18 protein-coding genes are annotated in these 18508 nt (G+C 35.0%); 7 read left to right on the plus strand and 11 right to left on the minus strand.

Annotated elements, in window-relative coordinates:
- Positions 1 to 240 precede the first annotated feature (240 nt).
- A complete protein-coding gene (locus tag SB679_RS10725) occupies positions 241 to 894 on the minus strand; it encodes a response regulator (protein WP_410702256.1) in 654 nt (217 codons plus the stop codon).
- Positions 894 to 2609 (minus strand): ATP-binding protein, encoded by a 1716-nt coding sequence (locus tag SB679_RS10730; protein ID WP_410702257.1) that lies wholly within the window; start codon positions 2607 to 2609, stop codon positions 894 to 896. The genes SB679_RS10725 and SB679_RS10730 overlap by 1 nt, the downstream gene beginning before the upstream one ends.
- Before the next feature lie 623 nt (positions 2610 to 3232).
- Between SB679_RS10730 and SB679_RS10735 the strand changes: the two genes are divergently transcribed.
- Positions 3233 to 4375, plus strand: a complete 1143-nt coding sequence (locus SB679_RS10735) for a vWA domain-containing protein (protein WP_410702258.1) — start codon at positions 3233 to 3235, stop codon at positions 4373 to 4375.
- 76 nt (positions 4376 to 4451) lie between these two features.
- A complete protein-coding gene (locus tag SB679_RS10740) occupies positions 4452 to 5906 on the plus strand; it encodes a sigma 54-interacting transcriptional regulator (protein WP_410702259.1) in 1455 nt (484 codons plus the stop codon).
- A 109-nt stretch (positions 5907 to 6015) separates the two neighbouring features.
- Here SB679_RS10740 and SB679_RS10745 read toward each other — a convergent pair whose 3' ends face one another.
- The 3 genes from SB679_RS10745 to SB679_RS10755 form a co-directional block, all read right to left on the minus strand.
- Positions 6016 to 7074, minus strand: a complete 1059-nt coding sequence (locus tag SB679_RS10745; protein WP_410702261.1) for a serine hydrolase domain-containing protein — start codon at positions 7072 to 7074, stop codon at positions 6016 to 6018.
- A 153-nt stretch (positions 7075 to 7227) separates the two neighbouring features.
- Positions 7228 to 8199 (minus strand): helix-turn-helix domain-containing protein, encoded by a 972-nt coding sequence (locus SB679_RS10750; protein ID WP_410702262.1) that lies wholly within the window; start codon positions 8197 to 8199, stop codon positions 7228 to 7230.
- A 402-nt stretch (positions 8200 to 8601) separates the two neighbouring features.
- Positions 8602 to 9138 (minus strand): hypothetical protein, encoded by a 537-nt coding sequence (locus SB679_RS10755; protein ID WP_410702263.1) that lies wholly within the window; start codon positions 9136 to 9138, stop codon positions 8602 to 8604.
- A 270-nt stretch (positions 9139 to 9408) separates the two neighbouring features.
- Here SB679_RS10755 and SB679_RS10760 point away from each other — a divergent pair, with 270 nt between their 5' ends.
- Positions 9409 to 9801, plus strand: a complete 393-nt coding sequence (locus tag SB679_RS10760) for a hypothetical protein (RefSeq protein ID WP_410702265.1) — start codon at positions 9409 to 9411, stop codon at positions 9799 to 9801.
- 103 nt (positions 9802 to 9904) lie between these two features.
- Here SB679_RS10760 and SB679_RS10765 read toward each other — a convergent pair whose 3' ends face one another.
- Positions 9905 to 10345 (minus strand): hypothetical protein, encoded by a 441-nt coding sequence (locus SB679_RS10765; protein WP_410702266.1) that lies wholly within the window; start codon positions 10343 to 10345, stop codon positions 9905 to 9907.
- Positions 10346 to 10740: 395 nt separating this feature from the next.
- On the opposite strand from SB679_RS10765, the gene SB679_RS10770 reads away from it, so the two are divergent.
- On the plus strand, positions 10741 to 11190 hold the full coding sequence (locus SB679_RS10770; protein ID WP_410702267.1) for a MarR family winged helix-turn-helix transcriptional regulator: 450 nt from the start codon (positions 10741 to 10743) through the stop codon (positions 11188 to 11190).
- A 21-nt stretch (positions 11191 to 11211) separates the two neighbouring features.
- The gene (locus SB679_RS10775; RefSeq protein ID WP_410702269.1) at positions 11212 to 12060 is read left to right on the plus strand and encodes a universal stress protein; all 849 of its coding nucleotides are present in this window, start codon (positions 11212 to 11214) and stop codon (positions 12058 to 12060) included.
- 48 nt (positions 12061 to 12108) lie between these two features.
- On the opposite strand, the gene SB679_RS10780 is transcribed toward SB679_RS10775, so the two are convergent.
- Positions 12109 to 12666: an NADPH-dependent FMN reductase gene (locus SB679_RS10780; protein ID WP_410702270.1), complete on the minus strand. Its 558-nt coding sequence runs from the start codon at positions 12664 to 12666 to the stop codon at positions 12109 to 12111.
- Positions 12667 to 12896: 230 nt separating this feature from the next.
- On the opposite strand from SB679_RS10780, the gene SB679_RS10785 reads away from it, so the two are divergent.
- Positions 12897 to 14153 carry an NRAMP family divalent metal transporter gene (locus tag SB679_RS10785; protein ID WP_410702271.1) on the plus strand — a complete coding sequence of 419 codons (1257 nt, stop codon included), beginning with the start codon at positions 12897 to 12899 and terminating at the stop codon, positions 14151 to 14153.
- 137 nt (positions 14154 to 14290) lie between these two features.
- Here SB679_RS10785 and SB679_RS10790 read toward each other — a convergent pair whose 3' ends face one another.
- Complete coding sequence (locus tag SB679_RS10790) at positions 14291 to 14509, minus strand: hypothetical protein (protein WP_410702272.1); 219 nt, start codon at positions 14507 to 14509, stop codon at positions 14291 to 14293.
- 125 nt (positions 14510 to 14634) lie between these two features.
- Here SB679_RS10790 and SB679_RS10795 point away from each other — a divergent pair, with 125 nt between their 5' ends.
- On the plus strand, positions 14635 to 14991 hold the full coding sequence (locus tag SB679_RS10795) for a prevent-host-death protein (RefSeq protein WP_410702273.1): 357 nt from the start codon (positions 14635 to 14637) through the stop codon (positions 14989 to 14991).
- A gap of 338 nt (positions 14992 to 15329) precedes the next feature.
- Here the strand turns inward: SB679_RS10795 and SB679_RS10800 are convergent, their stop codons facing one another.
- From SB679_RS10800 to SB679_RS10810, 3 genes are all read right to left on the minus strand, one after another.
- On the minus strand, positions 15330 to 16157 hold the full coding sequence (locus SB679_RS10800; protein ID WP_410702274.1) for a PoNe immunity protein domain-containing protein: 828 nt from the start codon (positions 16155 to 16157) through the stop codon (positions 15330 to 15332).
- A 34-nt stretch (positions 16158 to 16191) separates the two neighbouring features.
- Positions 16192 to 17529 (minus strand): PAAR-like protein, encoded by a 1338-nt coding sequence (locus SB679_RS10805; RefSeq protein ID WP_410702275.1) that lies wholly within the window; start codon positions 17527 to 17529, stop codon positions 16192 to 16194.
- A gap of 89 nt (positions 17530 to 17618) precedes the next feature.
- A complete protein-coding gene (locus SB679_RS10810; protein WP_410702276.1) occupies positions 17619 to 18503 on the minus strand; it encodes a hypothetical protein in 885 nt (294 codons plus the stop codon).
- Positions 18504 to 18508: the final 5 nt, after the last annotated feature.

Below are 18508 nucleotides of genomic sequence, written 5' to 3' on the forward strand. Positions count from 1 at the left end.
TTTTTTTAATAAGCTCTTAACAAGCTTTCAAGAAGTCGGTTAAAGGTCATCCAGCTACTCTATAAAGATTTCATCACTTACGTTTTTAGCTATATAAATTCGTGTTTTTTCTAATTTTTCTTACTGCAAAGTAACAACATTGGAAAACAAGATTATCTATAAAACGCATCGATATATGTCGATTGAAATATCGATATTTATCGATAAGTGAGTTTCACCTCATAAACAGAGTGCAAAAGTCTATATCGTATGGTGAGTTTTGATGAGATCAATCAACTCAACCAGATTTTCTATTTTTAATTTATCAAAAATATTTTTTTTGATCGTACTTACTGTATTTTGCTTTATATCAAGCTTATTGGCAATTTCCAGGTTTCCATAGCCCTCTGCATAGAGTTCTGCAATCTGTAGTTCTCGTTTGGTTAAGTAACTCAATGGATTGATCACATTGGGGTCGTGAGCAAACTGCACCAATAAATTCTGAGAAACGGCAGAAATATACTCCCCTTTATTGACAATACTTGCAATAGCCTGTCTTATTTCCTCTTCTTCACTCAATTTACTCAGGTAGCCATTGGCACCGCCTTTAATAAATTTAAGGGCATGAAGTTCTTCTTCCAGGCCGGTAAATATTAAAATTTTGATATCAGGATTTACACTTCTGATTTGTGATAAAAAGTTCAGGCTATTCCCTTCAGGAAAATGGGCATCAATAATGGCTATTTCTATTCCTTTCGATTTTACGATCTCTACAATCTGCTGTAAAGATGAGGTTTGATAGATGACAGCATTTGGAACAATCTCATCGATGATGATTCCAATTCCCTGCCGCACAATACTGTGATCGTCGGCTAAAAGAAATATTATTTCTTTATCTTCAATTGGTAATTCCATTATTTATTATTGATATTTAAGTTGATTCTGAATGTTACTTTTGTCCCCTGGCCTAGTTTACTTGAAACCGATATCTCACCATTAAAAAGTTCTACAATTTCTTTACATAAATTCAAACCTAATCCTGCTCCTACATTATCGATTTCGTCAGATACCATTCCCTGATAATAAGGTTCAAAAATTTTGCCAACATCTGAATCCGATATCCCCACGCCTGTATCCGCTACTATTGTGGTTAGAGAAATTGTATTTTCGTTGATAGATTCAGTGGTAAGGGTAAGATCAATCTGCCCGTTTTCTGTAAACTTATTGGCATTTCCCAGGATATTCATCAACAGCTGGTTCACTTTTATATTGTCTGAATAAACAACCAAACCGACTGGTATCTGGTTGGTGACCACAAATTTATTGTCTCTGGTTTCTATATAAGGAGTGATTGCCGTAACAATATTATCAATCTCATCTTTAAGATTAAAGGTTGTGCTGGTCAGCTTTTTCCCAGCTTCCTGATTCTTTGTATATTCCAAGATCTGGTTGGACTGTATCAGCAAGGTACTATTGGTGAACTTCATCGATTTAAGATAATCTTTTACCGTTTCATCTTTTGTGGTTCTGTTGATTTTATCAATAAAAATATTAATAATTTTCAGAGGAGACCTTAATTCATGGCTCAGCATTCCAAGGATTCTGTTTTTGAAATTAAGGTTATTCTTAATCTCCTTGTTTGCTGCATTCAATTTCCGTTCGTATATAAATGCTATTCTTGTAAAATACATAATCAGAATGGACACAATGAACATTAAGCTCATTAATCCAAGCACCAGATACGTCCTGATTTTATTATTAATAGAATTTTGTTTGTTGTATTCTTTTTCTAAATCTGATTTAAATTCTTTAATCGCCTTTTCATAGACATTAATCAATCCGTTGCTGTATACCAGTAATTTATTGAAATTACTATAATACTGCATATTTTCACGCTGCTTTTTAACAGTAGATGACTTAATCTTTTTGACAGCATCTGAATAATGTTTATCCATAGATTGTATGGCATTACTCATTTCAGTTTTCAACTTGGAAAGATCCGCTGCCTTTTTATTGGATAAAGTAATTACAGTGCTTTCTTTCTGTACATCAACCTTATTTGATATGGCATCCTTCAAACGCCCCATCAGGCCTTTCTTCTTGATCGTATCAGAATAAGTCTGGGTCTGAATCTCTAAATCATCAAAATCATTCTTATATTTTTCCAGTTCATATTCTTTATCCTGTATTTTTGCAGGGGGATTTTGAGAAAATTCATAGGCTGAATCAAGTAATGTCTTTAGTCTTGCAGCCTTCAGGGTGTCCTTTTTCTGCAATTCTAATTTATTTTTCAGCTTTGGAGTTAAGTTTTCAAATTCTCCTAATTTGTCAAAATTTCCATTTAGTTTTCTAAGAGACTGGATGTATAATTTCAGATCTTTATCATCCTGGCTGATCATGTATTTCTGAAGATAGTTCTGGGCATCAATGAAATTCTTTCTCGAATCATCGGTTAATCCGCCCAATGCCTTGCTCTCTTCCAGTTGATTCTTAATAAAATTTAATTTTTTTCCATTAATAAACTCATTATAAAAAAATATGGCTATAATTACCTGTATCAATAAAATACACACGATTAAGGAATAGTGAACGATTTTCCTCAATTTAAAATTTAATAATTTATATTTCATATCTATTTATCAGCTAAATTAATTTTCTGATTACTGAAGTCTTTTTTGGTACTAGTTTAAATGATATTGTTTTATCGCCAAAAATTTAATAATCGGTGATAATCATTCATTTGCAAAGTTAAAGTAATTTTTGTCTTTTTCAGAATAGTAAAATATTTGATAGAATTTAAGGAAATTGATTAAATAATTCACCTATAAATCTTTTTTTTTGCACGGTATTGATTAAAACACAGTTTCTGGAAATAATTTTTAAAAATCAGGCTTCAGAAATGGCTGAAAAACTAATGATAAAAGCGTATTAATCACTAAATCGGCGTTATTAATAATTATTCTAATTTCCTGTTTTATGTTTTTTCAACAGGAAAAATGATATAGAAATTATTTAAAATAGCCTGCTGTTTTCTCACAAAACTTAAAAATTTCATATCGTCATCATTAGTATTTTCTATTTTTCATACAGTGTTACCGGTCTAATATTTTCATAACTTGTATCATTTAAACAAAGGAAAGAAATACGCATTGCTTACAATGTCTTCAGATAATATTACTATAGCAAAAATGTATATAATAAACATTATCAAAGCATTAAACACAAGCAACAGTATAAACAGCAGCAGCATCTTATGAAGAATAAAGATTTAAATTTTCAAAAAGGTTTTACGTTCAGCAAACATATTCCTGAAGAAACATCACCTTTTGATCGGGTGTTCGATGTTTTCAAAGACCTTCTTACCCATACCTCCGGTGATATTGAAGAGGCTTTTGAGTGGCTTGATATGCTGGATAAAGAATATGATATTTTCAATGATGAATATTCCCTTGAAGATTTTGAAGAAGATCTGAAGAAACGGGGATACATCAAAGAGGAAGATGATCCTAAAGATGGTAATTCCGGCACGGGTAAAGGCAAAAATGTATTGACAGCTAAACTAGAGGCTGCTTTGCGTGAATACGCCCTTGATCAGATATTCGGAAAACTGAAAAAAAGCGGGATTGGAAATCACCGAACCACGAAAACAGGAGTTGGGGATGAGCGCGATGGTGAAAACCGCTCCTTCCAATATGGAGACGACCTTTCCACCGTGAATATGACCGAAAGCTTAAAAAATGCACAGATCAATAATGGAATTTCAGACTTGCGATTAACAGAAGATGATCTTATCGTAGAGGAAACCAAACATAAAGCACAAATGAGTACCGTGCTGATGATCGATATCAGCCATTCTATGGTTTTATATGGTGAAGATCGGATCACGCCTGCTAAAAAAGTAGCGATGGCCCTGGTGGAACTCATTAACCGGAAATACCCCAAAGATTCGATTGATATTATTGTATTTGGAAATGAAGCCTGGCCGATTAAAATCAAAGACCTTCCTTATCTGAAAGTAGGTCCTTATCATACCAATACGGTTGCCGGCCTGGAACTGGCGATGGATATTCTCCGCCGAAAAAGAAATACCAACAAGCAGATTTTTATGATTACCGACGGAAAGCCAAGCTGTATCCAGCTGCCTACCGGAGAGTTTTATATGAACAGCAACGGATTGGATGAAATGATCATTTCCCAGTGCCTTAATAAAGCAGCACAAGCCAGAAAACTAAAAATTCCCATCACCACCTTTATGATTGCCCAGGATCCTTATCTGCGAAAATTTGTGGAAGCCTTTACAGCACAAAATAAAGGAAAAGCCTTCTTAACAGGGCTTTCAGGTTTGGGTCAAATGATTTTTGAAGATTACGAAAAAAACAGAATAAAGAGAATTTAATTAGACGGTCAGATTTCAGACTTACAGCCAGGCTGTTACAATTCTCATTACATAATTATTATTACTTAAAAAGAAAATGAAAAACGATAGTACATTCAAAGAATTAAAAAATTCAGGGTATATTGATAGAACGATTAGTGAAGAAATTCAAGCAAACTTAATTGCGAGAATTAAAGCTAAAGAACCTGTATTTGAAGGACTTTGGGGTTATGAAGATTCTGTGGTACCGCAGTTAAAAAAAGCTATTTTGGCGGGTCACCACATTAATTTATTGGGTCTACGCGGACAGGCAAAAACCAGGATTGCCAGAAGTATGGTGAACCTTCTGGACGAATATATGCCGATTGTGAAAGGATCTGAAATTAATGACAGTCCATTCCAGCCGATCTCAAAATATGCCAGAGATCTTATTGCGGAACATGGTGATGAAACCCCAATTTCATGGGTGCACCGCTCTGAACGTTTCTTTGAAAAACTGGCGACACCGGATGTAAATGTTGCCGACTTAATTGGAGACATAGATCCGATTAAAGCCGCCACTTTAAAGCTTCCTTATTCTGATGAGCGTGTTTTGCATTATGGAATGATTCCGCGTGCCAACCGTTCCATATTTGTACTGAATGAACTTCCGGATTTACAGGCAAGAATTCAGGTTTCTTTATTTAATATTTTACAGGAAGGTGATATTCAGATCCGCGGATTTCAGTTAAGAATGCCTCTTGACATTCAGTTTGTCTTTACGGCCAATCCGGAAGATTATACCAACAGAGGAAGTATTGTAACTCCCCTGAAAGACAGAATCGGATCACAAATTTTCACCCATTATCCTAAAACAATTGCTTTGGCCCGTCAGATTACTGAACAGGAAGCTCTGATTTCTGCTGAAGATAAATCACAGATCCAAATTCCTGATCTGGCAAAAGACCTGTTAGAGGAAGTGGCTTTTGCGGCGCGTGACAGCGAATATGTGGATGCAAAAAGTGGTGTCAGTGCCCGACTTACCATCAGCGCCATGGAAAATTTAGTGGCCGCAGCCAAATTACGTTTGATTGAATCTGATACTGAAAAAACGACTGTCCGTTTGCTTGATTTCATGTCGATTATTCCTTCTATCACCGGAAAAATTGAATTGGTGTATGAAGGTGAACAGGAAGGGGCGGATTATGTAGCGAAAATATTAATCGACAAAGCGGTAATGGTACAGTTTGAAACACTATTCCCACGCATCTCCAAACTGGAAAAAGAAGGCATAAAAACACCGTATACCGACCTGATCAAATGGTTTAATAAAAACCATCTTGAACTCAATTATACGGATACCGATGAAGAGTTTTACGCAAAACTTAACAGCATAACTCCTTTAGTAACTGTCGTAGAAGAAAATACTTCAGGATTAAGCAAGGAAGATCAGAATTTCTGTAAAGAATTGGTGTTATGGGCTTTAACGATCAGTAAAAAATTAGATAAATCTGAAAATCAAATGGCATTTACATTTGATTCTGCCGATATGAGTCAGTTTTTGCGTAATTAAGGCTAGAAGCTAAATTGCCACTAGAATTAAGAAGTAAAAATTCCCCGGATTATTCGGGGAATTTATGTGTATAGAATATACTATTTTATGAAAAATATTAGAGGCGTCTCTATTTTAATATCGTATCATAAATTTGGTTCAACAGATCTTGTCTCATTTTTGAATTCCTTTGATTAAGGAGAATAACGATTCCCCAGTTTTTAGCTCTGTTGTAACATATGATGGAAGACTGACCCATAGAATCTCCTGATTTTAAATAGATCGTATTTTTTTCATCCGTCATGATGTTAGTCCCTAATCCCATTTCCCTTTTTTCATCTTTATAGTATATTTTTTCTGTGATTATGGCCGCTTTCCCGATGGTCGTTTCATTGTTTAAAACCTCTTTTAAAAACGTAACTATATCAGAAGCATTGGACTTTACCAATCCGGCAGACGCTGTAATATTCCATTTGAAGAATTCCTGAATCCCTCCGTTCGGATTGTGACCCACCGTTCTGTTTTTCACATTGAAATTTTTGGTTAATGTATTCGTGATCTGTAAAGGCTCTATGAGTTTAGTTCTAATAATTTCATCGTAGCTTTTGCAATATACTTTTTCCAGTATCTGCCCGAGTAAAGTATATCCAATCGTGGAATAGCGGTATTTACCATAATCCTTCAGCTCAGTACAGCTATTGATGATGGAAGCCAATGTTTTTTCAGTAACACTGTTGATTGGCTGCTGTGGATCTATTTCGATTAGCTTGCCAAAATCTATATCGGGTAGCCCTGATTGGTGAGAGGCCAGATCCGAAATTTTAATTTTATTTTTAAGATTTGAGTGTAAAACATATGCTTTAGGAAGAAAATTATCTATATAATCATCTGTTTTTATTTTATGTTCCATAACTGCCTGAGCAATTAAATTGGATGTTAAAATTTTAGTAATTGAAGCAATTTCAAATACGGAATTTTTATTGATCTTAATCTGACTTTCTGCATTCAAATTACCATACGCCGTATAATATTCTTCGTTATTGTTGATAAAACCGACGCTGATGCCTACGTCAGGATTTTTACGGTAATTATCCTGTATGATGGAATCGATCTTTCTGGAAATGTTCTGTCCAAAAGAAAAGCTGCTTATTAATAACAGTACGGCTAAAAGTTGTAATGAAGTTTTCATGATATCGAATTGTATGGTTAAACATTATTTCGATACAAAGATGTGGGAGAAATTACAATCAGGCGACCGAGTAAAAGTAATCGGTCTCATTTGTTGAGAAAAATAAGTATGAATCTTTAGAAAAGGAAGTACGAGTAATTACAAAATACTGTTTTACAAGTTTTTACGATAAAAAGTAGGGGTGTTTCCAGTTTGCTTCTTAAAAGCGGTATTAAAAGAAGATTTTGAATTGAAGCCCACTTCATAAAGGATTTCCAGAATAGTGACCTTAGTTTTTGTTCCATCTTTTAAAATACCCATCGCTTCTTCTATTCGATAGGTATTCACAAAATCGTAAAAATGCTGTCCTACTCTATGATTAATCAAAACCGACAGTTCACGGGTAGGAATCCCGATACCTTCAGAAATATCCTGGATGGTTAGAGAAGGATTAAGGAACGGCTTTTCTTCCATCATATACTTCTTCAATTTCGTTAAATCTGCATTAAACTCATGATCGCTTACCGTTTGTGGCTCATTCTTTTTTTCTTCTAAAACAATATCGGATACCAATTGTAACCTTGAATCTATATTTCTAAACAAACCCGGATTGTTTAGGGCTTTGTATAAATACCAGCAAATAATAAACAACTCGAAAACCAGGATTCCAATTTTTATCCATTCAGAAATATAGGGATAATCAGAAAATTTAAAGATGTTTTTTAAAATGACAATCAAATAGAGAATGGTCAGCACACTCGTAAATTGAAACAACCAGTGGTAAGAATTGATACTGCTGCCTGCATTATTTTCCAGATACAGCTTTTTCGCCCTTCTCAACAGGATAAAAACGGCAATAAAGTAGATCACAACCTGAATATGAAAAAGAATATGATTGAATTGTACTTCTATCCTACTCTGACGGTGTTCAATAAAATTAATTTTAGACGTGAGATCTGCCATATAAAAATGAGGCAGTAAAATCAGATTCGCTATTAAAAATGGAAACAGATGAACTAGATATTTAGGAGTAAATTTAAAATCGGAATAACAAACCGACAATACATAAAGATAAAAAGAAGGAATCTGAAGGAAAGCCAATGTATTTCTCAACATTCCCAGATTGGAAGGCTGATGAAGAATCATACTAAATAAAGGTTCACTGATGTCTATTGCTGCAATAGTCAAGAAAAGAGCAAAGAGCCTATTGCTAGTTTTGTGTTTTGTCTTAACCGTTAATAAAAAAAATACCAGAAAAAACGAAATGAACAGTGAGATTACAGTGATAATAATTAATACATTCATCTTATTTATTCTTAATTCTTTTTATTCATCGTTGGTTCCCATTTCCTGCTTTTCGCAGGATCCTGATATTCAAAACTGAACCGTACAAATATAGAAATTAGATGGAAACTACCTGCATTTTTCGAAGGAAAAAACACGGCTTAAGGCCATTACTACCCCCTTGGGTAGTACATTGCTATGGTATACTCATAAAAAAAGAGCGACTAAAAGCCACTCTTTATTTCTATAAAATATTGATCTTTTTTAATTCGCAGCCGGATCTATAAGCTGAGTGGTAAGATATATCGATTTTAGAAGATTTTTACCGTCAAAAAGCAAGATCGTATAATATTTTCCCTTTTTGAAAGTAAGTTTTGTTCCTCCCGGAAATTCAGTACCCTCGCCAAGCTTTTCTGCGCTGGAAGCATATTTGCTGAATTTAGCCGCGCTTTCCTGAAGAGTTGTTTTGTTCATCACCAAGCCAAAAGGCAGCCCTTCAACGATCACAGACTTATCTTCCGGAATATCAAAAGACATTTCAGTAATGGTATTATTTTCCCCAAGGCTGGAGTAAAGCTCTAATCCTGATGGAGTGATCCATCTGGCATATTTTTCCTCATTGGCATCTTCATAAAAAATCGTTTTTGTTTTTAAAGCAGACGCTATTTTATCCGGGGTCTGAGGAAAAACAAATTCAGAATCTTTGTTGAGTAAGGAATGTAAACCTGCCGTTTTTTGTGAAAAAGCAGCTAAGCTTATCAGTTGAAAAAAGACAGTTAAAATTAAAGTTAATGGTTTCATCTGCATAAAGAATGTTTATTAATTTTTTAATGAATTTGGGGCTTAAAGATATTAAAATTAATTAAATCCATAAAAAAAACAGAATATGAAATACACTTCAACAGATCCTAAAATCACAGTCCAGCAAAGGCTTCGGGGCTGTATCATAGAATTTTCAGCAAGACAAACTTTATTTTGTAAATTGCTGCTGGATCATTTCATAGCAACACCTCGCTGAAAAAGCGAAAATGATCTCCATGTATTACAAAAACCAACATTAACAATCTCAATATGAAAAAATTCATTCTTACTTTTATGGTAACTGCATTTTCTTTACTGGCAGTCGCCCACGCACAAACGAATCTTCTGGCAAAAACAACCTGGGAACTTGAAAAGAGAAATGCTGACGGCAGTGTTGTTTTCAAAAAAGCAAAACCCATTAAGTTTCCTGATGAACAGGCCAAGTTTAATTTCCTTCAATTTGAAGCAGACAAAAACTACCATACTGGAAATTCATGCTTTCACATGATGGGAACGTATCATATTTACTCAGACGGCCAGGTAGAAATATCCGAAGGTATAGCTGATATGTCCAGTGGCTGTGATGAGCCAAAAGCCTTGTTGGGAACCTTTGATTTCAAAATAGATAAAGGTACTCTTACCCTGGTTCCTGTAAAAAATTAAAAAGTACCCTGCTTCAGCAGACCATTAATCTTATTAATAAAAGCAGCTGATTATAATGAATAATCAACTGCTTTTATTTTATTATTTTCCCTTGCTATACTCCTTAATTTCTAAGTCCTATTCCTGTATTTTTATGATGGGCAGAACCCATTCCGTGAAAGGTATTGTACGTATAATAAAGGTCTCTGAAATAAATATCCGTATCCACTTCATGTTTTTCAATGAATTCGTTTGTATTTTCTGTTTTCTCTGTCTTTTTCAATTCGTACATATACACTTTTTTTTCTGCTCTGGCTTTCTTTTCGCAATGACAGTATAGATGATCATTTTCCTTATGTTCCTCGAGGCTAAGGGTACGTACTTCCAGATTTTCAAAGTTTTTATGGCGGTCAAATGTATGATGATCCAGCGTAAACCAAGGTTCTCCGTGATATAAAAAATGGTCTATGATATCCGGATGATTATTGTTTTTTTTGTCAGCAGTTGTAGATGAATAGTATCCTTTGCATTTTGTACAAAATGCTATTTTGATTTGTATCGACATAATATATGATTTGCAGTGTAGCCTTGTTATATCAGAAGTTGTGCCATACATTCTGATTTAAAAACCAATTCAGCAGACAATTGTTTATGCACTGATTAACAGCAAAAAATATTTATCACATATTAAAAATAATCTATCACGCACTCAGTTTATTAAATCTTTTCCCAGGAATTCAACCCATATTCTATGGCAATTTCGCAGCAAATCTTTATTAGTGCATCAAAATTTTGGTTCAAGTTTAAATTCTGAAGTAAAATGTTATTTATTTAATGAGAAATTTCAGGATGAAAATTAGTTTTAATTCAAACTAATTTTTAGTATATTTGTTAGAGTAAGTGGTATCTGATACTTTCGGGTATACAGCTCCTGACTTGATCTCTCTTCACCATTATAGTATGCCTGCAAAACAAAATAATATATCAGAATTAGCCTTTGAATTAGGGCTTGCAATGGGCGAAATGAAAAACCGTTTGCGTCAGAAAATCCAGGCCAGAATTAATGAATATGATCCGGATCTTTCTTTTGAGCTTATAGAAATACTCGGTCTTCTTTGGCGAAATGACGGGATAAACCAACAGGAAATAAGCAATACAATAAGTAAAGACAAATCCAGTATTACGTATCTGATCAATAGTCTGGTGAAAAAAGGGCTGGTTGAACGGCTGGAAAATAAAAATGACAGAAGGCATAAACAGATTTTCCTGAGTATAAAAGGAAGAGAAATTGTAGAAACCGTTTATCCATGGGCATTGGAATTGTATAAAAAAGCAGCTGATCATATTACCGAAGATGAGATAAGGAAAGCGCTTTTATTAGTAAAAAAAATGACCACCAATCTTGAATAACCGTATTTTAAATTAATTAATATGAGAACAATACTTGTACCGGTTGATTTTACATCAACAACAGAGAATGCAGTACAACTTGCTGCTGAATGGGCAAAACAATTTGAATACACCCATATTATTCTTTTAAAAACGTCTAAGGAATCTGAATTCGATTATCTGCATATAGCGGAAGGCCATGCATTTGTTAATGAAGAAAATGTCAACAGCCTATTGGAACGAACCTCATCACTCCTGAATACATTAAGCAATATCATCCTTGAAAAGTCACCAGACCTGAAAGTTTCAACCGCGGTAAGTGAATGGACTCTTACCAAAAGTATCCACGATCTTTTAAAGGATCATCCGTCGGTAGAACTGATCGTTTTAGGAAGTGATGACCAATCTTCTTCAAGTGACAGCTTTGTTTCGGAAAACATCATCAGTATCGCCAGAACCAGCCCTGTTAAAACCTTAATTGTTCCTAATGGATATCGTTATAATACGGTTAAAAATATTCTTATTCCCTGCGATGTAAACGGGATCAAAAAGTTAGACAGACTTTTTCATCACAAATCTGTTATTCAGCAGCAGGATGTTCACCTTATGTTTTTAAATATCCACACAAAAGAAAGAAATGAAGGTAACGAGGACAAAAAGAAAGAACTACAGGAGTATATCCATGAGTATTTAACCGAAATCCCAAGCAGTATTCATTATTCTCATGATGAGAATATTATCAACGGAATTCTGAATTTTGCCTCTTTGAATGATACAGACCTGATTATTGCTCTACCGGGAAGACACAGTTTCCTATATTATATGGCAAGCAGAAGTATTTCTGAGGGAATTTATCAAAATGTCAATCAACCTGTTTTGATATTAAAATAATGTTCCGTTATCAAAGAGATCATTAGTTTATTTAATCCGGAAATAAGATCATTCCTTTAATCTGTTGAACCACTTTACATAGGCTGTCACAGCATTCTGAATAAAGTCCTTTTCCGAACTGTCATTAAAATCACCCTGATCATTAAAAATTTTAGATGCATTTGGAATATACACTTCAGGTTGCTGCATAGTCGGCATATTGAGAAAAACAAGACACTGGCGTAAATGATGATTGGCCCCAAATGCGGAAAGATTCCCAGGCGAATTGCTGAATACTGCAGCGGGTTTATCATTCCATACACTTTTTCCTGCAGGTCTTGAGCCAATATCAATTGCGTTCTTCAGTACTGCAGGCATGGATCTGTTATGCTCAGGCGTGATAAAAATAATCCCCTCCATCTCCTTTATTTTTTTCCTAAATTCAGTGTAAGAATCCGGTACGCTGTTATGATCATCAAAGTCCTGATTATATACTGGCAGATCATCCAGTGCAATCACTTCAAATGTAAAACCGGCTGGCTGCATTTTCAGAATTGCATTTGCTATTTTTTTAGAAAATGAGTCTTTTCTCAGACTTCCTGCTATAATGCCAATTGTATTTTCCATATTATCTCATAATTAGCTAAAATTATTTCAACAATTACGCCAATACACGATTATTTCTCTAATCAATTACTTTTAATATTAAAAGCATCACCCATTTCATCATCAAACTCAATTGAAATTGAATATTGATATTTCAACACTCTAATTACGTTATTATATCATTCAGTGAATCGTTAATTTTCCTACCTTTAACATTACCGGCAAAACAAAATGTTGCCGGTACAAGAGCCATGTCGAAAAAAACAAAAGATTCGAGGATCATAGATTTTTTTAAAAAATTAGGGCCAGGCTTAATAACCGGTGCCAGTGATGATGATCCGTCCGGTATTGCCACTTATTCTCAGGCCGGAGCGCAATTTGGTCTTTCTACTTTATGGACTGCGCTGCTCACTTTTCCACTCATGGCCGCCATACAAGGTATGTGTGCCAGAATAGGTCTGGTAACAGCACAAGGGCTAACTGTAACGCTTAAGCAACATTATTCTAAGCCTATTCTTTATGGCATGCTTCTTTTTAGTTTTCCGGCCATCACTTTAAATATCGGTGCTGATATTCAGGGTATGGGCGCCGTGGCACATATGATCTATCCTAAGATACCAGTAGCCATATTCTGCATTATGATAACTGCTTTGCTTCTTTTTATTATTATCAGGTTTTCTTATCAGAAAATTGCAATGATTTTAAAATGGTTATGTCTTAGCCTGCTTCTTTATATCATCGTACCGTTTATGGTAGGTCAGGATTGGCTGTTGGTAGCAAAAAAAACCTTTATACCAACCATGAAATTTGACAAGGAATTCCTGTCCATTATTGTTGCTATTCTTGGAACTACTATTTCGCCGTATCTTTTTTTCTGGCAGACTACTATGGAAGCAGAGGATCAGGCACATAAAGGAGTGGTATTGGTCGATAAAAAGATTTTAAGTGAAATGAAAACGGATGTAAATCTGGGGATGCTATTATCGAATCTGGTGATGTTTTTTATGATCCTTACCACAGGTACTGTGCTTTTTAACGGCGGAATACACCAGATAGATACTGTAGACCAGGCGGCCAAAGCCCTGGAACCATTGGCCGGGAAACTTACTTATTTCATTTTTGCTACGGGTGTTTTGGGAACAGGGCTGCTTGCCATTCCTGTTTTGGCCGGATCGCAATCTTATATGCTGGCAGAAACATTCGGCTGGGATGCAGGACTTGATAAAAAATTTGCGCAGGCTAAACCATTTTATGCCTCTATAATCATTTCATTGCTGGTGGGATTATCTTTGGATTTTTTCGAGGTCAGCCCAATCAAGGCATTGCTATATACAGCAATAGTATATGGATTAACGGCTCCGATAATGATTGCTGTTATCATGCATATCGGTAACAACAAAAAAATAATGAAAGAGCATACGAACTCAAAGTTATCCAATATTCTTGGTGCAATTACGCTAGTCATTATGACCGCGGCAGCAGTTGGTTTGATCTATTTTCTGGTGTAAAAAAAATTGAGTGGTTAATGTTATACAATCAAACATATGTTACAATCCTATTTCCTAATAGAGTGAAAAAAAATTTATTAGGATCAAAGTGTTAAAAAAAGAATAAATTATCGTTCAATAATATTTTTTTTGAATATTTAATTGGCATAAACTGCCTTATTTTGATAGACATTGATCCCTGAAATTCTATTATCCGGGATCGTATAAATGATCTCCACTGAAAAACAAGAAACGGTATACAGCACATATTTAAGGTTGCGAACAATGGTCTCACCCATCCTATTTCCTTGATTTACAACAAGATCACATTGAGCCTGATTCGGCAGATTTTTGAAATCGTAATAAGAAATATTCATAGTTGTGATGTTAGGATTAGTTTTTTTTCTTGCTAAAACCTATACAATTTCTTTACCAATTTAAAGTTGAATATTTTATTTTGATGTTTTTCAGCTTCTGCATAAATTTGTGCAAATTAAATTTCATGAACTATACACTTGAACTCAACACCCAGAACCCTGACTCGAACATTGTTTTTAATACAATCATGTTTGATTCGTTCAAGGTTAATATAGTTGAAAGATACATTGGGCGTATGAATTCCAGTCAAAATTTGCGTGACGTTCTGTTTAAAGTCAGAACATTGGATGATAAGATCATTAATAGAAGGGACGGTAATGTAAGGGTAAAGATTAAAGGTGATCATTTTGAAACCTATCAGAAATTATCCGGAATATTAAATTCATATGATTATAAAAATAAACTCCTCAACAGAAAAGATGCGGAGCAGGATTATATTCATTTTATTTTGAGTTTAGTGATTTCCAATTATCAACTTTAATTATAATGTCAGCGTCCGGAAAATGATGAAACGGAATTGAACGCTTTCTTTGTCGGGAAAGAATTCGGATTTCGGCGCAAGCATTACATTTGATAATGCTTTATTTCGAAGTGAATGATGCTTTTAGTTATATGCTATGAACTACTAAACCAGGTCTAACCTCTGATGCTATAAAGTATCAGAGGTTTTCTATTCTTAAGTTTCCATGGTATTTCCAACAATAAAAAAGCCCGTACATTATTTTGTACGAGCAAAGTTTTTTTATATTTTATTCTTGTCTTTTCTTTGGAATTCAAGTTAACAACGGTTCATTCCGTCTTCCATTAAAAATCTTCTGATTAATTAGCAGCCGTCCAGTGAACCATATCATAAGGATAATAAGGATTGTCTTTAAAGCTGCTGTCATCAAGACCCATTACCTTTACTAAAGCCGCTAATTCCCAAGCCCAATAGCCGGCATAGAATTCCGTTTTATGACTTTCATAGGCAGTTTGAAGAGTTTCTCTGGTGTAAAAATGGTTTTCTAAAGTATCTTTTACAATCGCTTCTGCTTCCTGTTTTGAAGTTGATTTTAATATTGCTGATAATTTCTGAATATATATTTCATTGGGAAACTGCAGCGTATCCGATATGGGGTGTGGGTGATATTTTAAATGCACCAAACCGTCTAAAACAAAATCTTCATAACCTTCTTCAACATAACGTTCTGATATTTTTTTAAACTCTTCCCGATCAATATCTAATAAAATTCCTATGGCTAATATCTTTGAGCTGTGCGTATATAAGCCATTTAAGAGAATCTGTTTATTAATAGCAAGGAGATAAAATTTTAAATTTGTTAAATAAAATTTTTGCCAATTTTCATTTATAGCCTGCCCCATCGAATACCAGTAGGATATATAGGTGTAGATATCTGACGAAATATTATTGCCAAAATTTTTCAATGCTACCAAGTTGTTTTCCTGAATATATTGGTCTCTTAATTTGTATACAACACTTTCCCGATTCTTAATAATCTTATTTAATGTTTTATAAAAAAATATGCTATCCTTATTTCCATCTCTGCTTTTTAATCTTTTCACCTCATCAGGAACCTCTTCTTCCCTATTTTCATTTTCTAATTGCGGCTGTTTTTTTGAACCAAATAAATTATTAAATATTCCCATGATATTATATTTTTTTCTAATATAAAGTTTTTAATTAAAATAAAAAATCCATTACTTTGGCACCAATGCCACTTCCTATTACTCCCCCAATAATTCCTCCTACTACCCCACCAACAATAACGCCCACCGGACCACCGACAACTCCTATGGCAGCTCCCAATTCTGCTCCGGCCCAGGCTCCTGCTGCTCCACCTATAGCAGAACCTGTTGCCTGCTGGGTTTTATTTCCAAATTCTCCTTCTTCCGCATATGCGCTTCCTATGCTGTAAGCATCCATGATTATGCCAACCACAATAGCTCCTTTTCCTACTACTTTCCCCACTTTAGCTACATTATCTGCATTCGCCACCAAAAACTTGTTGGCTGCCGCAATATTTTTTTGACTCTGAATACTTTCAGACACTGAATTAATAAGATTAGCCGCTTTGCTGTTGCCTGCTACTACATTAGCAGGCGGAAGCTCTATTCTGTTTCCCACATTCCCATTTGCATCTACTTCGTAATGAGTAATACTTCCTGTATTTCCATCTACTTTAGTCGCAATTTTAGTTACTCCATCACCGCCATTATTCATTTTATTCAATACTCTTATTGCATCTTCGGCAGGCATTGCATTTTCAACTCTGGACATGCCGTTTGCGGTTGGCTGGGTAAGATATGGATCAGACATTTGTGTTGGCAGCCCGGTTGCAGGATTTGCAGGATTCATTCTGGGCGGTATATTTCCTGCATTATTTGCCATAGACGTTTTCACTTCGCCTAAAATATCTATATTGGCTTTTGGGTCATAAGCAGGTAAATCCAATCCCTGATGTCCGTTTCCTAAGACTGATGGTATCTGCTGAGTGGGCGGCATTTTATATCCTAACCGTTTTAAATCCTGGGCCACTGCAATTTCGCCCCAGTTTCCCAGCTGTGTCGTATTAGTCAAACCACTGGTAGGATTTGCCCGGAGATCTGCCGCAAAAGTACCAAATGTATTCCCGAGACTTGAATATCCGTTAAATAATCCATATCCCGCCCCAACTAATGAATTCCCGATTAACGCACTGGCAGGCACGTTGAAATCTATTTTTATTTTTCCTGTTTGCTTACACAGTAAATGAGCATCTTCAAATACAAGCTTAAAACCATTGACCTTTACTCCTTCATTACATTTATCCCAATAAATAGGGTTATAAGTACAAGGGCCGCCAGTTATTGAACAAGTGCCGAAAGGTTTTATATTTTCACCGGGTATTGTGTCTGCTTCGCTTACTAGTTTCTCACCATATATGCTGCTATTGTTGTCGTGTGTTACAGCAATTTGAGTAGGGATTTGCCCTTTGTCACAACTTAACCATGCATTATTAGGTATGTATTTTTTTGCCATGATAATTATTGTCTAAAACGTTCATCATTACTACGCCTTTTGGTCTTTAAGAAATTATTTTGTGAATGAATCAAAAAGTCATTTTCATTTTAACTCACAGTGGATTCCTTATTCGTATATTGGCCTAATTCCTTTTTTTCTTCTTCAGAAAGTCTTTTAATTTGATGCGCTGAACTGATGGAATACCAATTAGAAACTGCAGTTTGCAAAAACATTTCTGCTTCGTTGAGCCAGCCGTCTTCCGCAAATTCATAGCTTTCCTCCATATCCACCTCAAGACTTGCATCAATATTATATACATTCGTAAGGTCTTTTAACATCCGTGCAAATGTTTTTCTGTCAAATTTTTCCTTATCCAGAACAGCTGTATTTTTTATGACCACCGGAGATCCTTTCTCTGTTTCTTTCTCAGTTACAGAGTGTATGTTGAGAGGTAGATCCATTTTTCCAAAATATTGTGTCAGATTCAGGGGCTTATCTTCTTCCGCTGAATGTGTTCTGTACCAATCCTGAAAAAAGAAACGCCACGTACTGTATCCTACAAATGTTTTTAAAAACTGTTCTTTATTTTTCAATACTTTTGATGTTTCTTCCGCCATCACTGCCAGTATCTCTTTATGATTGGAGTATTTAGGACTGATTTCATCCAGAAATTCCCCTTCCCATTTTTGGGATAGCTTTTCAAAATGAGCTATATCTTTAAAATTTCCATTGATATCGGTGATGATCACCAGATCAGACTGTAATTCTTCCATATCGGCAGCCCAGGTATGGATCATTGCAGAGCCTTCCATCTCCTGATGATGAAGTTTGTATCTGAACATTAAAGTAGATTCTGTTGTCTCTAGTAAAGATAATTCTACTAGTTTTTTCTGAACAAATTCAGACAATTTACTGCCAACAGCAGTTCTGTTTACACTGGTTATAAAAAAAAGCTGAGACTTTTCTTTTTCTGGTATACGAATCTGATTCATACGAT

It is taken from the genome of Chryseobacterium sp. SIMBA_029 (assembly GCF_046535275.1).
Classification (GTDB): domain Bacteria; phylum Bacteroidota; class Bacteroidia; order Flavobacteriales; family Weeksellaceae; genus Chryseobacterium.

Excerpts from the sequence above, each read along its gene's own strand:
- SB679_RS10725 (WP_410702256.1), bottom strand. The coding sequence starts at position 894 with ATGGAATTACCAATTGAAGATAAAGAAATAATATTTCTTTTAGCCGAC.
- SB679_RS10730 (WP_410702257.1), bottom strand. The coding sequence starts at position 2,609 with ATGAAATATAAATTATTAAATTTTAAATTGAGGAAAATCGTTCACTAT.
- SB679_RS10735 (WP_410702258.1), top strand. The coding sequence starts at position 3,233 with ATGAAGAATAAAGATTTAAATTTTCAAAAAGGTTTTACGTTCAGCAAA.
- SB679_RS10740 (WP_410702259.1), top strand. The coding sequence starts at position 4,452 with ATGAAAAACGATAGTACATTCAAAGAATTAAAAAATTCAGGGTATATT.
- SB679_RS10745 (WP_410702261.1), bottom strand. The coding sequence starts at position 7,074 with ATGAAAACTTCATTACAACTTTTAGCCGTACTGTTATTAATAAGCAGC.
- SB679_RS10750 (WP_410702262.1), bottom strand. The coding sequence starts at position 8,199 with ATGATTCTTCATCAGCCTTCCAATCTGGGAATGTTGAGAAATACATTG.
- SB679_RS10755 (WP_410702263.1), bottom strand. The coding sequence starts at position 9,138 with ATGAAACCATTAACTTTAATTTTAACTGTCTTTTTTCAACTGATAAGC.
- SB679_RS10760 (WP_410702265.1), top strand. The coding sequence starts at position 9,409 with ATGAAAAAATTCATTCTTACTTTTATGGTAACTGCATTTTCTTTACTG.
- SB679_RS10765 (WP_410702266.1), bottom strand. The coding sequence starts at position 10,345 with ATGTCGATACAAATCAAAATAGCATTTTGTACAAAATGCAAAGGATAC.
- SB679_RS10770 (WP_410702267.1), top strand. The coding sequence starts at position 10,741 with ATGCCTGCAAAACAAAATAATATATCAGAATTAGCCTTTGAATTAGGG.
- SB679_RS10775 (WP_410702269.1), top strand. The coding sequence starts at position 11,212 with ATGAGAACAATACTTGTACCGGTTGATTTTACATCAACAACAGAGAAT.
- SB679_RS10780 (WP_410702270.1), bottom strand. The coding sequence starts at position 12,666 with ATGGAAAATACAATTGGCATTATAGCAGGAAGTCTGAGAAAAGACTCA.
- SB679_RS10785 (WP_410702271.1), top strand. The coding sequence starts at position 12,897 with ATGTCGAAAAAAACAAAAGATTCGAGGATCATAGATTTTTTTAAAAAA.
- SB679_RS10790 (WP_410702272.1), bottom strand. The coding sequence starts at position 14,509 with ATGAATATTTCTTATTACGATTTCAAAAATCTGCCGAATCAGGCTCAA.
- SB679_RS10795 (WP_410702273.1), top strand. The coding sequence starts at position 14,635 with ATGAACTATACACTTGAACTCAACACCCAGAACCCTGACTCGAACATT.
- SB679_RS10800 (WP_410702274.1), bottom strand. The coding sequence starts at position 16,157 with ATGGGAATATTTAATAATTTATTTGGTTCAAAAAAACAGCCGCAATTA.
- SB679_RS10805 (WP_410702275.1), bottom strand. The coding sequence starts at position 17,529 with ATGGCAAAAAAATACATACCTAATAATGCATGGTTAAGTTGTGACAAA.
- SB679_RS10810 (WP_410702276.1), bottom strand. The coding sequence starts at position 18,503 with ATGAATCAGATTCGTATACCAGAAAAAGAAAAGTCTCAGCTTTTTTTT.